Origin of the sequence: Bradyrhizobium sp. STM 3809 (assembly GCF_000239795.1) — a bacterium.
Classification (GTDB): domain Bacteria; phylum Pseudomonadota; class Alphaproteobacteria; order Rhizobiales; family Xanthobacteraceae; genus Bradyrhizobium.
Window position 1 is genome coordinate 1 of record NZ_CAFJ01000507.1, and the last position, 13,645, is coordinate 13,645.

Genomic DNA, 13,645 nt, shown 5'->3' on the forward strand with positions numbered 1-13,645 from the left:
CGTGGCGACGCCGAGCATGATGCCGAGGAACGAGAACCCCGCGATCACGGAGATGAAGCCCTCGCGGCGCCGGGCACGCAGGTAGCGCCCGGACAGCATCCACTCGAAGGGCGCGAAGGGCGCGGTCTGCACGGGTTCGGTCATGGCGTCATCCATTGCGCGATCATCCCATGATTCGGGCCGATTGTGGCCGGATTGGCCGTCGGCCACTGGCTCCCCCGGTGGATATTCCGATGATCGACCGAACGGCTCAGCTCGCCACGGTTCCAGCGCCGAGCCGCGCCACGATGTCGGCCGGCGACATCATCTCGCGCGCGCCGTCGCTGCGGGTCTTCACCTCGACCTTGCCTTCGGCAAGGCTCTTGGGGCCGACCATGATCTGCCAGGGAATGCCGATGAGATCGGCGGTGGCGAACTTGCCGCCGGCGCGCTGCTCGGTGTCGTCATAGAGCACGTCGACGCCCTTGGCGAGCAGATCGCGATAGAGCTGCTCGCAGGCGGCATCGGTGTCCGAGCCGCCCTGCTTGAGGTTGAGGATCACGGCGCGGAACGGCGCGACCTCTTCCGGCCATTTGATGCCGGCGTCGTCGTGGCAGGCCTCGATGATGGCACCCGCGAGGCGCGACACGCCGACGCCGTAGGAGCCGCCGTGGACGGTGACCTCCGCGCCATCAGGCCCGGCGACCAGCGCCTTCATCGGCTCGGAGTACTTGGTGCCGAAATAGAAGATCTGCCCGACCTCGATGCCGCGGGTGTGGACGCGACGCTCCGCCGGCACCTCGGCCTCGAAGCGGGCACCGTCATGGACGTCCTCAGTCGCGGCATAGAGCGAGGTCCATTCCTTGATGATCGGCGTGAGGTCGCCGTCATAGTCGACAGAGGCCGGCGGGATCGGCAGATCGAGGACGTTGCGATCGCAATAGACGCCGGACTCGCCGGTCTCGGCGAGCACGATGAATTCGTGGCTGAGGTCACCGCCGATCGGACCGGTCTCGGCGCGCATCGGGATGCCCTTCAGGCCCATCCGCGCGAAGGTGCGCAAATAGGCCACGAACATCTTGTTGTAGGCCCGCCGCGCGCCCGCCTCGTCGAGGTCGAACGAATAGGCATCCTTCATCAGGAATTCGCGGCCGCGCATCACGCCGAAGCGCGGGCGCTGCTCGTCGCGGAATTTCCATTGGATATGATAGAGATTGAGCGGGAGATTACGGTAGGACTTCACATAGGCCCGGAAGATCTCCGTGATCATTTCCTCGTTGGTCGGCCCGTACAGCAACTCGCGCTTGTGGCGGTCGCTGATGCGCAGCATCTCCGGGCCGTAGGCGTCGTAGCGGCCGCTCTCGCGCCAGAGATCGGCGAGCTGCAGGGTCGGCATCAGCAGCTCGAGCGCGCCGGCGCGGTTCTGCTCCTCGCGGACGATCTGCTCGATCTTCTTCAGCACCTTGAAGCCCAGCGGCAGCCACGCGTAGATGCCGGCGGCCTCCTGCCGCAACATGCCGGCGCGCAGCATCAACCGGTGCGAGACGATCTCGGCTTCCTTCGGATTTTCTTTGAGAATGGGCAGGAAAAACCGCGACAAACGCATGGGTTGGGCCTTCGAGATTCGGTTCGGGCTGGCGCAGTCAAACCGGATCAGGCGGCAAAACACAAGACTGGGATTGAGAAAAAGCGGCTAAGCCACCGTATTCCCGATCATTTTACTGGTTTCGCTGAAGCGGAGGATGAACGGCGAAAGCCGGCCGCTGCGGCCTGACGATACCCGATGCGGCCCGAGCTCACCGCGAGACCGGCTGGGCCCGGACTGCCCCAAAAACACGACCGGGCGCCGGCGACATCATGGCACGCCGAGTCTCCCGCCGGCCGCGCGCGCAGCCTGCTCGGCCTGCCTGATCAACGGGCCGCGCTGGGTCAACACCGCGGTCGTTGCCTCCGCCCCCGCCCGCTCCGGCGAGCCCGAGGAAAAAGGCGGTTGCGGATCATATTCGATCAGCAACTGAATGCGCATGGCATTGTCCTCGCTGGTCAGCTTCGCGGCGAGCGACAGCCCGAAATCGATCCCCGCCGTCACTCCGCCGGCCGTGATGCGATTGCGATCCGTCACGACACGATCCGCCACCATCGCGGCGCCCATCAGCGGCAGCAGATCGCGCACGTACCAATGCGAGGTGGCCTTGTAGCCCTTCAGCAGGCCGGCGGCGCCCAGCAGCAGCGAACCGGTGCAGACGCTGGTGACGAAGCGCGCCGTCGCGCCGCGCGCGGCGACGAAATCGAGCGTCCGGGGATCGTTCATGCCCTCGACGGTGCCCTTCAGCCCTCCCGGCACGAACAGCACGTCGAGCTCAGCCGGCGCCGTCTCGAAGTTGTGAGCGGGACTGACCGGGATTCCAACATCCGTCGCAACCGGCACCATCGAGCCTGCGATGAGGCGGACGTCGGCCTGCATGATGTTGAAGACAGTCAGCGGCCCGGTCAGGTCGAGCAGGATCATGCCGGGATAGATCAGCAGGCCGATCACCGGCTTTCCGGCAGACCCTGGCGGTTGCTGGGCATTTGCCGCCGGCAGCAGCAGGCTCGCGAGCGAGCCTGCGACAACGGACGAGTTGAAGACGCGTCGATCCATCGACCGCACCTGTCGTTCGACGCTACATCTTATGCTCGTGCTGCTTCATCATGCTGCCGCCGTCGCCGCCCGGTCCCTTGGCGCCGACCGCCTGCACATCGAGCGTCACCGCCACCTTGCCCGCCTTCTCGAACTCCAGCGTCACCGGCAGCTTGTCGCCCTGCTTCAGCGGGCTCTTCAGCTCCATCAGCATCAGATGATAGCCGCCGGGCGCCAACGCCACGGTCTTTCCCGGCTCGATCGTCAGCCCCTGGTTGAGCGGCCGCATCGTCATGACGCCGTTAGTGACGGCCATTTCGTGGATCTCGATCTTGCCCGCGATCTCGCCGGACACCCCGACCAGGCGATCCGGCGCACTGCCCTTGTTCTCGATCGTGAGATAGCCGGCGCCGGTCTTGGCCCCGCCGGGCGTGGCGCGGCTCCAGGGCTGAGTGATCACGAGGTCGCCGGCCTTGACCTCGTCAGCCGCGGCCGGTGCGAGGAAGGTCAGCATGGCACAGGCGAGCGCGCCGGAGATCGAGCCGATGGTTGAGCTGCGGAATGACATGTTCAGTCTCCTTTGGTGAATTCCCGAGCGTTCAGACGAAGAAGTGGATGGCGGGATGCTGCGTCCCGAGCGCACCGACGAGCGCGAACACCAGCAGCGCCAGGACGAGTTCGATTGCCGTGTTGCAGGCCAGTACGAGGTCGGCGCGGTTCTCGGCGGATGCGGCCAGGCGCGGCGTCAGCCAGAGCCGGTTGACGGCGGCCAATGCCAGCATCGTTGCGAACACGGCGAGCTTGGCCGCCAACAGACGTCCATAGACGGTATGTAGCAGACCCTCGAGCGATCCGACCAGGATCCAGCTGTTGATGGCCCCCGATGCGGCCAGGATCGTGACGCTGACGAGCCCGAGCGTCGAGAAGCTGCGCACGGCATTCGTGCGCAGCGGCGACGGACCGCGAATTCTGCGAAGGCCGAACAACAGCAGCATCAGCCCAACGAGCCCGCCGGTCCACGCCGCCGCGGCCCAGAGGTGCAGGACATCGGCGATCAGATGCCAAGTGCCCGCCTCGCCCGCCGTTGCGCCGGCATGTCCGGTCCAGGCCGTGGCGGCGACGACGCCAAGCGCCGCGGCCAGTGAGAGCCGGCGCAGCAGGGCTGAGCGGTCATACAGCAGCCCAACCGCGAGCACCACCAGGAGGATCGCCCGGATCTGCGTGATCAGGCCGAACTGGGTCTCGGTCCCGACAACGGACAGCGTATCCGCGGTGGCTGCGTCGGGCACCGACATCCCGCTCATCGAAGCCGCCTGAAGCAGAAACCAGATCGCGCCTGTCATTGCGATCAGGACGAGCCCGGCCCAAGCGGCACGCCGGATCCGCGCGTCGATCGCAAGCGACGCGCTCTGTTCGCCACACGCCGGTGCCAGCACCGCCGATCGAAAGATCAGCAGGCCGGCCGTGATGGCAGTCGCGGCGAAATGCACCGCGCGCGTGACGACCAGGGGCGCGTCGATCTCTGCTCCGTACCAGACCAAGGCGAGCCGCTCCTCAGTCGCCGACCTGGAAGCTGAAATCACCTTCGGTCGTGTGCGAGTCGGTCGACAGCACGTGCCAGTTAACGCGGTAGGTTCCGGCGCCGCCCGCGCGCAGGGACACCGACATCTGGCTGCCGCTGACGCGAGTCTTCCCGGTATCGACGCGATCGCCGGTGGCGTTCGTCACGGTTATCCTGCTGAACGCCGGCTCGAGCTTCTGGGTGAACCACAGCGTGACCTCGCGCGGCGGCGCTGCGACCTTGTTGCCGACCTTGGGTTCGGATCGGTCGAGCATGGCATGGGCCTGCGCCTGGCTGGCGGCGAGCAGGACCGCCAGTCCCGCAACGAAAGTGAGAGATGCACGGCGCATGATCAGTTCCTTCCGAACGGGCTTGAAGGCGCGGACGCATTGCCGAGCAACGGCCGGCCGATGCCGCGGGGATCGATGTCATCGAGATAGAAATGCAATTGCCCGATGACGCCGACATTGCTGCCGCTCTGCCGGTTGATCGGGATCAGAGCCTCGATCCCGACCTGGAACTTGTTGCCGGCCCAGATGACGCCGGGGTTGATGGTTCCGGTGGTCTGCCGTCCCGACGTGATCGTGTTGGCGATGGGGGTTTGCAAATTGGCTTCGACGAGCGGAATCATCCGATTGATGAACTCGGGAAGGCCGAGGTCGACCACCGCCGATTTCAGATAGGGCATGCTGTACTGGATCGTCCCGCCCCAGTTCAGAACGCGGGGATGGAATTCGGTGTCCGCCGTCAGGCCGCCGCTATCGGGATCGATGCCAAACGTCGTCGTCGCGTGGCGGCCGGGGATCGCGTAGCCGATCTGGCCCGTGACGGCGATCGGCCGCAGCCAGGACAGCGTGTCCGGCAGATCGCCGAAGCCTTTGCCGAAATAAAGCATCGGCGTGTAGGTGTTGAACGGATCCGCGCCGACATTTGCAGCCCCCGTGCCGCCCCACTCGACACTGAGACCGACCGACACGACGAACTCGTGCAGCGGATCCTTGTAGAGACGGTACTTGAAGGTCGTCTCCAGGTTCTGGAAGCCATTGGCGCCTGCGGCGGTGGGATCTGTGGGATGCAGGAAGCTATATGTCGCACCGAGCGCAATGGCGAAATCCTCGGTGATGCGCTTGGACACTTCACCGGAGACGTCGTGCTGCTTGATGGGTGGATTGTCGCCGGTCTTGACGCTGCTGACGGTCGGGACAGCGAGTTCGTCGTTGACGCCCGGATCGTCGATGCCGAGCGTCGCTGGAAAGAAGCGGTTGCCGACGATTTCGTGCGCCGCCGTAGACGTGATTGGAACGAGCGCGATGACGAGCCCGGACAGGCCCACGCGCCATGATCGGATCAGCATGGAGAAATTCTTCTAATTTTGACAGGAATGAGGAACGCGCCCCGAGGGGCCACGACGCTTCACATCGTCAAAGGCGGTGCGCGGGCTCGCGTGTTGGAGCCTGCACGCGATGCGAACCGGCTGAACACCTGATCATGCCAGATGACAGGGCGGGCTGCGCGATACGGCAAGACGACGCCGGGCGAGCTTGGCGCATCCACGGACGCGGCGGCCTGCGACACGCAGCACAGCGTGCACCCCTGGCCGAGCCTGGCCCGCGACTCATCATCGGAGGAATCGGATCCGGGTTGACTATGGCAGATTTCCAGGACGCGGAAGGGATCGGAAGCGGCGGCCGCGGCGGCCCAGGCAATGCCGATCGGCGCCAGGATCTGCACCATCAGTGCGATCAGCATGATCGGGAGAAACGCTTGCAGCCGCTGCCGCATCGAGGTCCGCCAAATGAACGGAAAACTTGTGCCCGAGCCCGCGCTCCGAGTCGAGGTCGCACGGAGCACAGTCAGCTTATTTCGCTGGCGGTCTTTGCTGAAGAACAACCCCGGAAGGCCATTCACGGCCCCGCAGTTCAGGGTATTTCGACACCTTTAACGGGAAAAATCGAAAGCGAAACTCGCCAATTGCAAGCACTTACCGATCATTTCCTTGAGTGCGCGAAATTTGAACAATCGTTGCCGAAAAGGATGACAAACGCAAAAAGATCGTCTACCAATTCGGGCCTCAGGCTAACGCTTGCGGAAGTCTGGTGGTCCAAGTCTCGGGAGGAGCCCTGGCGCGCAAAAAGCAGCGTCAACCCGCTTAACAAGATCAAATCTGAACTTGCGGGATATCAAAGGGTCGACACAATTTCCGAGCAGGGCCCGCTGCCCTGCTCTATTTTTTTGGGCTGCATCTTCCTCTTCCAATACATTAGGCGCAGCGCGATGAACGCGGCCTGAACGCATTCGCTGGCGCTTCTGCAGACCTCAGGCCGCAAACGTCGGCAGCGGCGGGCGCCAGCGCGGCTTTGCCCTGCGCCATGGCAACGTAAGCGACAGGGGTTCACGGCCCTGCACGACCCAGCGCAGTTGATCAGCCTCGACCTCCAGCACGCCGAACGATTCGGCTGGCTGTCCGGAGATGAAGGTCTCGGTCAGCGATTGAAGCGTGACGTGCGGCGTACCATCGACCGTGGTCAGCGTATTCCAATGCACATGGCCGGCCAGTGCCACGATCGGACATGGCGCGTCAGCGATGGCTTTCCGGATTTCGGCGACCTCGGCATACGTCGCATGCCCGGGATTGGCTTCGAAATAATAGTTCCCGGTCTGGGCATGTCCCGACAACGGCACGTGACTGAGCAGCAAGGTCGGACGCTCGTCTTCTGCGAGCAAAGCCTCGAGGCGGGCGAGATCACCGTCGGCGAGATGCAGGCCGCGCGCGCGGGTGAGACGGACGTCGGGCTGCCAGAACACGCACCTGATGTCACCGATGATCAGCGAACGCGAGTCGCTCGGGAGATCGAAGATCGCTTCATTGTCGGCGAGCGTGAGACACGCGACGTCGTGATTGCCGCTGAGGTGATGGTGTGCCACGGCTAGTCTGCCGAAACACATCGCGACGTCGCTCTGCAGCAGGCGGTCCCGTTCAGGATCCTCATCCGAGATTCGATCGCCGAGATCGATCACGGCATCGAAGCTTCCAGCGTTGGTCTCTGCGACAAATCGCTCGAGCAGCGGCAGCGCCATCGATCCACGCTTCGTCGCTGTGTCCTGACCGTGATGAATGTCGCACACCACGGCAATGCGCGTCGTTGCCAAAAGCGCGTCTCCAGCAAATGCGTGGCGCGGAAAGTTGATGGTCGGTTAGCATGGACACATCACGATTTTCTGACACGCGCGTGCGCCGCGAAATTCACTGAATGCATCGCACAACATCCGGCTGTAGCGCGTGGATTGGGGTTGTGAAACACTGGAATCCTCGGTGGCGCGTTCAATGACGCCGCCGGACAACAATGAGACAGGGAGCACGGCATGTCCGGCACTGACGAAACCTCCAAGACCATGGTCAAGACCAGGCGCGATCTTCTGCAGACGGCAACGGCTGCAGGTTCTGCCGCGGCGCTGCTCGCCGGCTTCGGCATCAATCCTGCGCTCGCCGCCGAGATGGGCCGCTCCGAAAAGCCGCTGAAGGCCGCATTCTCCAATGCCGGTCTGCAGGCGACGTGGTGCGCCCAAGGCAAGCAGGCCGCGGAATGGTGGGGCAAGCTGCTCAATGTCGAGGTGACCTGGTTCGACGGGCAGCTCGACGCGGTCAAGCAGCGCGCTGCGATCGACAACATGGCGTCGCAGAAGTGGGACTTCGTCGCGATCCAGGCGTTCGGCATCGGAACCCTGACGCAGCCGGTGCAGAAGATGATCGATGCCGGCATCCCCGTGATCGACATGGACACGCTGATCGCGCCGCTCGATCAGATCAACGTCCACTCGTTCCTCGCTCCCGACAACGAATTCATGGGCGCATCCGTCACGCAGGCACTGGCGAATGCGATGGGCGGCAAGGGCAAGATCATCATGACCCAGGGTGCCCTCGGCCACACCGGCGCGCAGGGCCGCGCCAAGGGCTTCAACTCGGTGATCAAGCAGTTCCCGAACATCGAGGTGCTCGACACGCAGCCGGCGGACTGGGACGTGTCGAAGGCGGCGCGGCTGTGGGAGACCTATCTCACGAAATATCCGCAGATCGACGCGGCGTTCTTCCACAATGACGACATGGCGCTCGCCGCCTACAACATCATGAAGGCACGCAACCGCACCAACATCCTGATCGGCGGCGTCGACGCCATGCCGCCGGCGATCCAGGCCGTCAGCGACGGCCGGATGTTCGCGACCGTCCGCAATCCGTCCTGCCGTATCCACGGCGGCGCGATCGTGGCGGGTGTGGCTGCGGTCACGGCCGGCGAGAAGAGCGGCCAGGGGATTCCCAAGCAAGTGATCACCGATGGTCCGGTCGTGACCAAGGCCAATGCTCCGGGCATGCAATGGATGGAGGATCACTTCCTGATCTGAAGTCGCCTCTCATGACCGACAGCCGCCCACCGCTTCTGGAATTGCAGGACATCACCAAGTCGTTCGGCGGCGTCACCGCATTGCGCGGCGTCGACTTCGCGCTTCGCCCCGGCGAGATCCATGGTCTCGTCGGGGAGAACGGCGCCGGCAAGAGCACGCTGATGAAGATCATCGCCGGCGTGCACACCGGATTTTCCGGCCGTTTCCTGCTCGACGGCCGCGAGGTTCATTTCAACTCCGCCCGCGATGCCCGCGCGGCCGGCATCGCGATGGTTCACCAGGAGCTCAGCGTCGCGCCCGACCTGACCGTGGCCGAGAACGTGTTTCTCGGCAACCAGCCGACCAATGCGCTGGGGATCGTGCAGTGGCGCCGGATGGCGCGCGAGGCCGCCGAGCAGCTCAAGCGCCTCGGCATCGACGCCGATCCGATGAGCCGGCTCGGCGATCTGCCGATCGGCGTGCAGCAGCTGATCGAGATCGCCCGCGTGCTGTTCTCGGGCGCCCGCATCATCATCCTGGACGAGCCGACCTCGGCGCTCTCGCCGCCCGAGGTCGAGCGGCTGTTCGCAGCCCTGCGCCGGCTGCGCGAGCAAGGCACCGGGATCATCTTCATCTCGCATTTCATCGAGGACATCCTGCTGATCTCGGATGAGGTCACGGTGTTCCGCAACGGCCGCAAGATCATGGAGACCCGCGCGGCCGACACCAGCAAGGCGGCGCTGATCGAGGCGATGATCGGCAAAGGTCGCGACGCGCTGGAGGACAGCTACACGCATGACATCACCCTGCCCCCTGCGCCGGCCGGCAAGCCGGTCGTGGTCGAAGCCGATGGCGTGTCGCTGGCGCGCAATCTGAAGCGCGTCTCGTTTGCGGTCCACGCCGGCGAGGTGCTCGGCGTCTACGGCTTCATGGGCTGCGGCCAGCTCGAGCTGGCGCGGATCCTGTTCGGCAAGCTCGCGCCCGACGCCGGCGAGCTGCGCATGTCAGGCGAGGCCAACCGCTTCAAGAGCACGGCGGATGCCCGCCGCGCCGGCATCGCCTTCGTGCCGGAGAGCCGGCGCGACATGCTGTTCCTGCAGGAGCCGGTCTACAAGAACGTGTCGATCAGCATCCTCGATCGCATCAATGCGCTGCTGCTCAAGCCCGCGCGCGAACGCGCGCTGGCGCAGCGCCAGGTCGAGCAGCTGCAGATCCGCCCGGCGGATGTCGAGATCGAGCTCGGCCTGCTCTCCGGCGGCAACCAGCAGAAGGTCGCGCTGGCGAAGTGGCTCAGCCATCCGCCGCGGCTTCTCGTGTTGTGCGAGCCGACCCGCGGCATGGATGTCGGCGCCAAGAGCGACGTCATCCAGATCGTCCGGCAGCTGCGCGACCAGGGCATTGCGGTGATCGTGCTGTCGACCGAGCCGGAGACGGTGCTGTCCTTGGCCGACCGCGTCATCGTGCTCAAGCGCGGCGAGGTCGTGCGCGAATTCGCCGGCGAAACCATCAGCAAAGACCGTCTGCTCGAGGCGGCGTAGGGAGATGTCCATGGCGCATGGCGACACCGTTCCGATGCCGGAGGCGCAGGCGCGCCGCGCCGGCATCGCCTCGCTGCTGCGCTCGCAGATGCGCAACATCGCGCCGTTCCTCACCCTGATCTTCCTGACGGCGTTTTTCGCGATCGCCAGCCCGTCCTTCGCGACGCTCGACAATGTCGGCAATATCCTGACCCAGGTCTCCGTCACCGGCATCATCGCCGTCGGGCTGACATTCGTCATCCTCTGTGCCGAGATCGACCTGTCGATCGCGGCGATCGCCAATGTCACCGGCATTGCCGTCGCCTACTTCACCCTGCAGGAGTCCTACGTCAACATCGCCAACGTGCCGCTGCCGGGCTTTGCCGCGATCCTGCTCGCGCTGGCGCTGTGCGCCCTGCTCGGCGCGGTCAACGCCTTCGGCCTGACCGTGATCGGAATCCCCTCCTTCATCATGACCTTGGCGATGATGCAGATCGCGGCCGGAATCTCGGCCATGCTGGTGCGCGGCCAGATCGCCTACAAGGTGCCGCCTGTTATCACGACGCTCGGCTCAGGATCGATCGCCGGCATCCCCTGGATCGTGGTCGTCGCCGCGCTGATGCTGCTGCTCGGCCACCTCGTGCTGACCTACACGCGCTTCGGCCGCTACGTCTACATGGTCGGCGGCAACCGCGAGGCCGCTGAATATTCCGGCCTGAACGTCAAGCTGATCCTCGGTAGCGTGATGGTCATCTCGGCGGTGTGCTCGGGCATCGGCGGCATGCTGGGCGTGGCGCATTTCGGCAGCGCGCAGCAGAACGAGTTCGACACCTATCTGCTCGACTCGATCGCCGCCGTCGTGGTCGGCGGCACCAGCCTGTTCGGCGGTCGCGGCGGCATCGGCAACACCATCGTCGGCCTGTTCGTGCTCGGCGTGCTCAACAATGGCCTCGACCACGTCAACATCGACAGCTTCCTCAAGATCCTGATCCGTGGCCTGATCCTGCTCGCGGCGCTCGTAATCAACGTCTACGCGCAGCGGCTGCGCGCCAAGGCCGCGGACCAGCCGAGATGCCGTAGAGTGGGCAAAGCGATGCCGCCAGGCGTCGCGTGCACACCGTGCGTCAGCAAACTCGGCGCGCGATGGTGGGCACGGCGCGAGACAGAGCGAGGCTAGTTGATCATGCGTGGCGCGCTTTTGCCCACCCTACGCAGCTGTTATCATCCTCAATGGCGAGGCGGCGCTGCCGTAGCCCGGATGAGCGCAGCGACATCCGGGTTCAAACGCGCATAATCGGAGAACCCGGATATCGCTACGCTCATCCGGGCTACCCGTTAACCTCCGTCATTGCGAGCGAAGCGAAGCAATCCAGGGCTGCGTGGACACTCTGGATTGCTTCGTCGCTTCGCTCCTCGCAATGACGACTGGGATCGTTCAGAACCCCGGCTGCCAATGGCGCAGGTCGCGCGCAGCCTTGGTCACTGCCTCGATCGATGTGAACGACGCCGTCTCCACCATCAGCTTGCGGGCGAGCCGGAGCGCGCGCGCCTCGCTGGTCGCCCGTCGCCTGGGATCCTCGATCAGCTCGAAATCGATATTGTGCGCCAGCCCGAGAATGCGGCGGATGATCTTGGCGGCCGTGAAGCCAACGGCATCCTGGAACAGTTTCGACATGTAGGCCTGACGTTCGGCTTCCAGCCGCGCCGCGCCGGCCTCGCCGGGGAACAACGACAGCGGATAGGCATCGCCTGTCGCCTCGCTGCGCCACAGCGCGATAAACTTCTGCGCGAAGCCGCTCCAGACCTGATCAACCGTGCCGAGCACCCAGCTCTCGAAAGCGTCCCTGTCACCTTGTGACTGCTCGTGACCAGCCGAAGCGAAATACGCCATCAGGAGATTTGCCAGCACCGCGCCGACATCGAACCCCATCGGGCCATAGAACGCGAATTCGGGATCGATGACCTTGGTCTCTCGCTCCGTGACCATGATCGATCCCGTGTGCAGATCGCCATGGATCAGCGCCTCGGCGCTCGACAGGAATTTCAGCTTCAGCCGGGAGATCGCGACATGCAGATCGAGATCGGCGCGGATATCGGCGGCGGCCGCGTCGAGCCACGGCGCCGTCCAGCGGTTCTGCTCGGCGACCCGATACGGATCGGTGAAGATCAGGTCCTCGGTGATCTTGCACAGCGCATGGTTGCCGGCGAAGCTGGCGATGGCCTCCTTCTTCGCAGCGGCCGGCAGCGCGAGGTCCGACGAGAAGAACAGCGACCGCGCCATGAAGGTCGTGATGTGCTCGACGAAGGCCGGATAGATCGTGCCCGCCACCAGTCCCTTGCGCATGATGATGTGCGGCTCGAGCAGCTCCATCGCCGTCAGCGCCAGCGCCGGATCATGATGGACGATGGTCGGCACCAGTCCCGGCGCAAGACGGTTCTGATGGGTCAGCGCCAGATGCTCATAGTGGGCACGCGACAGCGGCAGCGGCCAGCTCTCGCCGACCAGGCGCACGTAGGGCAGCGCCTGCTTCACCGCCAGTCCGCCGGATGTCCCCTTGACGATGAAGACGAGGTTGAGATTGCCGTCGCCGACCTCCGTGACCGACCAGCGCTCGGCCGGTCCGCCGAGCCGGGCGGCGACGGCCGGCACCGCCGCGAGGGTGCTGCGAAGATCCGTCTCGTTCAGAATGCGATAGCCCGCTGGCGTCTCCTGCCCGGCTGCAGCCGATGTCGTCACGCGCGACCTCCCCTGTCGATCTTGTTTTCACTCCCTATAGCAAAAAAGCCGACACGCGTCCGCGCGTCGGCTTCGAGAATGTTGTGCAATGCAAGCGAGCTAGAACGGCATGCCCATCAGCCTCGACAGCCGCTCGACGTTGAGATAGCCGGCCTGATAGGCCGCGAGCGCAAGTCCGAAGATCACGGCCGAGAGCAGCGTGGTCCAGATCAGGCGGCGGCCCATCAGGCTGACCGTGGGCGCGCCGGGATCGGTGCCGGGCGACACGCCGCCGCTCTCGTGCTGGCTGCGCACACCGAACGGCAGGGTCACGAACAGCATGACCCACCACAGCACGAAGTAGATCGCGAGCCAGGTCGAGATCGTATAGGCCATGATCGTGCCCGCCTCAGGCCTGCTCGATTTCGACCAGCGCGCCCGAAAAGTCCTTCGGGTGCAGGAACAGCACCGGCTTGCCGTGAGCGCCGATGCGCGGCTGCCCGTCGCCGAGCACGCGGGCGCCCTCCCTGATCAGCGTGTCGCGCGAGGCGATGATATCGGGCACCTCGTAGCAGACATGGTGGATGCCGCCGTCGGCATTGCGCTCGAGAAACTTCGCGATCGGCGAGGCCTCGCCGAGCGGCTGGATGAACTCGATCTTGGTGTTGGGCAATGTCACGAACACGGTGATGACGCCGTGATCCGGCAGCAGCAGCGGCGCCGAGATCTCCGCGCCAAACGCGGCGCCATAGATCTTCGCCGCCTTCTCCGCGTCCTTGACCGCGATCGCCACGTGGTTCAGCCGGCCCAGCATTGCATCCTCCACCAATTGTTTGTCGTTCGATTGGCCTGCGTCAGACGACCAAGACCACCAT

General features: G+C 64.9%; 15 protein-coding genes and 1 pseudogene. 4 read left to right on the forward strand and 12 right to left on the reverse strand.

The window, feature by feature from the left end:
• From BRAS3809_RS36085 to BRAS3809_RS23515, 8 genes and pseudogenes are all read right to left on the reverse strand, one after another.
• Nucleotides 1–156: pseudogene (locus BRAS3809_RS36085) on the reverse strand (lipoprotein-releasing system transmembrane subunit LolC); the annotation flags it as partial.
• A 94-nt stretch (nucleotides 157–250) separates the two neighbouring features.
• Nucleotides 251–1,585, reverse strand: coding sequence for a proline--tRNA ligase (gene proS / locus BRAS3809_RS23485; protein WP_008964530.1), 1,335 nt, complete (start codon nucleotides 1,583–1,585; stop codon nucleotides 251–253).
• Nucleotides 1,586–1,834: 249 nt separating this feature from the next.
• Nucleotides 1,835–2,620 carry a DJ-1/PfpI family protein gene (locus tag BRAS3809_RS23490; RefSeq protein ID WP_008964531.1) on the reverse strand — a complete coding sequence of 262 codons (786 nt, stop codon included), beginning with the start codon at nucleotides 2,618–2,620 and terminating at the stop codon, nucleotides 1,835–1,837.
• Nucleotides 2,621–2,642: 22 nt separating this feature from the next.
• On the reverse strand, nucleotides 2,643–3,113 hold the full coding sequence (locus BRAS3809_RS23495; RefSeq protein WP_139017433.1) for a copper chaperone PCu(A)C: 471 nt from the start codon (nucleotides 3,111–3,113) through the stop codon (nucleotides 2,643–2,645).
• 85 nt (nucleotides 3,114–3,198) lie between these two features.
• Nucleotides 3,199–4,182, reverse strand: a complete 984-nt coding sequence (gene copD / locus BRAS3809_RS23500) for a copper homeostasis membrane protein CopD (protein WP_008964533.1) — start codon at nucleotides 4,180–4,182, stop codon at nucleotides 3,199–3,201.
• Entirely contained in the window at nucleotides 4,154–4,510 is a 357-nt protein-coding gene (locus tag BRAS3809_RS23505; RefSeq protein ID WP_008964534.1) for a copper resistance CopC family protein, read from the reverse strand. The genes copD and BRAS3809_RS23505 overlap by 29 nt, the downstream gene beginning before the upstream one ends.
• 2 nt (nucleotides 4,511–4,512) lie before the next feature.
• Nucleotides 4,513–5,514 carry a hypothetical protein gene (locus BRAS3809_RS23510; protein ID WP_008964535.1) on the reverse strand — a complete coding sequence of 334 codons (1,002 nt, stop codon included), beginning with the start codon at nucleotides 5,512–5,514 and terminating at the stop codon, nucleotides 4,513–4,515.
• Between the two features lie 59 nt (nucleotides 5,515–5,573).
• Complete coding sequence (locus BRAS3809_RS23515; protein WP_008964536.1) at nucleotides 5,574–5,942, reverse strand: DUF2946 family protein; 369 nt, start codon at nucleotides 5,940–5,942, stop codon at nucleotides 5,574–5,576.
• Here BRAS3809_RS23515 and BRAS3809_RS36090 point away from each other — a divergent pair.
• Entirely contained in the window at nucleotides 5,925–6,449 is a 525-nt protein-coding gene (locus BRAS3809_RS36090) for a hypothetical protein (RefSeq protein WP_139017432.1), read from the forward strand. The genes BRAS3809_RS23515 and BRAS3809_RS36090 overlap by 18 nt on opposite strands.
• A gap of 27 nt (nucleotides 6,450–6,476) precedes the next feature.
• Here the strand turns inward: BRAS3809_RS36090 and BRAS3809_RS23520 are convergent, their stop codons facing one another.
• A complete protein-coding gene (locus BRAS3809_RS23520; RefSeq protein WP_035657904.1) occupies nucleotides 6,477–7,310 on the reverse strand; it encodes a metallophosphoesterase family protein in 834 nt (277 codons plus the stop codon).
• 213 nt (nucleotides 7,311–7,523) lie between these two features.
• On the opposite strand from BRAS3809_RS23520, the gene BRAS3809_RS23525 reads away from it, so the two are divergent.
• Genes BRAS3809_RS23525 through BRAS3809_RS23535 form a run of 3 tightly spaced genes read left to right on the forward strand, consistent with a single transcriptional unit; the run spans nucleotide 7,524 to nucleotide 11,231 of the window.
• A complete protein-coding gene (locus BRAS3809_RS23525) occupies nucleotides 7,524–8,558 on the forward strand; it encodes a sugar ABC transporter substrate-binding protein (protein WP_008964538.1) in 1,035 nt (344 codons plus the stop codon).
• Between the two features lie 11 nt (nucleotides 8,559–8,569).
• Nucleotides 8,570–10,075: a sugar ABC transporter ATP-binding protein gene (locus tag BRAS3809_RS23530; protein ID WP_008964539.1), complete on the forward strand. Its 1,506-nt coding sequence runs from the start codon at nucleotides 8,570–8,572 to the stop codon at nucleotides 10,073–10,075.
• A 10-nt stretch (nucleotides 10,076–10,085) separates the two neighbouring features.
• Complete coding sequence (locus BRAS3809_RS23535; RefSeq protein ID WP_008964540.1) at nucleotides 10,086–11,231, forward strand: ABC transporter permease; 1,146 nt, start codon at nucleotides 10,086–10,088, stop codon at nucleotides 11,229–11,231.
• 258 nt (nucleotides 11,232–11,489) lie between these two features.
• Here BRAS3809_RS23535 and mtnK read toward each other — a convergent pair whose 3' ends face one another.
• From mtnK to mce, 3 genes are all read right to left on the reverse strand, one after another.
• A complete protein-coding gene (gene mtnK / locus BRAS3809_RS23540; RefSeq protein WP_008964541.1) occupies nucleotides 11,490–12,791 on the reverse strand; it encodes an S-methyl-5-thioribose kinase in 1,302 nt (433 codons plus the stop codon).
• A gap of 99 nt (nucleotides 12,792–12,890) precedes the next feature.
• Nucleotides 12,891–13,166, reverse strand: coding sequence for a DUF1467 family protein (locus tag BRAS3809_RS23545; RefSeq protein WP_008964542.1), 276 nt, complete (start codon nucleotides 13,164–13,166; stop codon nucleotides 12,891–12,893).
• Between the two features lie 13 nt (nucleotides 13,167–13,179).
• The gene (mce, locus tag BRAS3809_RS23550) at nucleotides 13,180–13,584 is read right to left on the reverse strand and encodes a methylmalonyl-CoA epimerase (RefSeq protein WP_008964543.1); all 405 of its coding nucleotides are present in this window, start codon (nucleotides 13,582–13,584) and stop codon (nucleotides 13,180–13,182) included.
• Nucleotides 13,585–13,645: the final 61 nt, after the last annotated feature.

What these genes read in the sequence shown, in the direction of transcription:
- proS (WP_008964530.1), bottom strand. Translation starts at nt 1,585, where the DNA reads ATGCGTTTGTCGCGGTTTTTCCTGCCCATTCTCAAAGAAAATCCGAAG.
- BRAS3809_RS23490 (WP_008964531.1), bottom strand. Translation starts at nt 2,620, where the DNA reads ATGGATCGACGCGTCTTCAACTCGTCCGTTGTCGCAGGCTCGCTCGCG.
- BRAS3809_RS23495 (WP_139017433.1), bottom strand. Translation starts at nt 3,113, where the DNA reads ATGCTGACCTTCCTCGCACCGGCCGCGGCTGACGAGGTCAAGGCCGGC.
- BRAS3809_RS23505 (WP_008964534.1), bottom strand. Translation starts at nt 4,510, where the DNA reads ATGCGCCGTGCATCTCTCACTTTCGTTGCGGGACTGGCGGTCCTGCTC.
- BRAS3809_RS23510 (WP_008964535.1), bottom strand. Translation starts at nt 5,514, where the DNA reads ATGCTGATCCGATCATGGCGCGTGGGCCTGTCCGGGCTCGTCATCGCG.
- BRAS3809_RS23515 (WP_008964536.1), bottom strand. Translation starts at nt 5,942, where the DNA reads ATGCGGCAGCGGCTGCAAGCGTTTCTCCCGATCATGCTGATCGCACTG.
- BRAS3809_RS23525 (WP_008964538.1), top strand. Translation starts at nt 7,524, where the DNA reads ATGTCCGGCACTGACGAAACCTCCAAGACCATGGTCAAGACCAGGCGC.
- BRAS3809_RS23530 (WP_008964539.1), top strand. Translation starts at nt 8,570, where the DNA reads ATGACCGACAGCCGCCCACCGCTTCTGGAATTGCAGGACATCACCAAG.
- BRAS3809_RS23535 (WP_008964540.1), top strand. Translation starts at nt 10,086, where the DNA reads ATGGCGCATGGCGACACCGTTCCGATGCCGGAGGCGCAGGCGCGCCGC.
- BRAS3809_RS23545 (WP_008964542.1), bottom strand. Translation starts at nt 13,166, where the DNA reads ATGGCCTATACGATCTCGACCTGGCTCGCGATCTACTTCGTGCTGTGG.
- mce (WP_008964543.1), bottom strand. Translation starts at nt 13,584, where the DNA reads ATGCTGGGCCGGCTGAACCACGTGGCGATCGCGGTCAAGGACGCGGAG.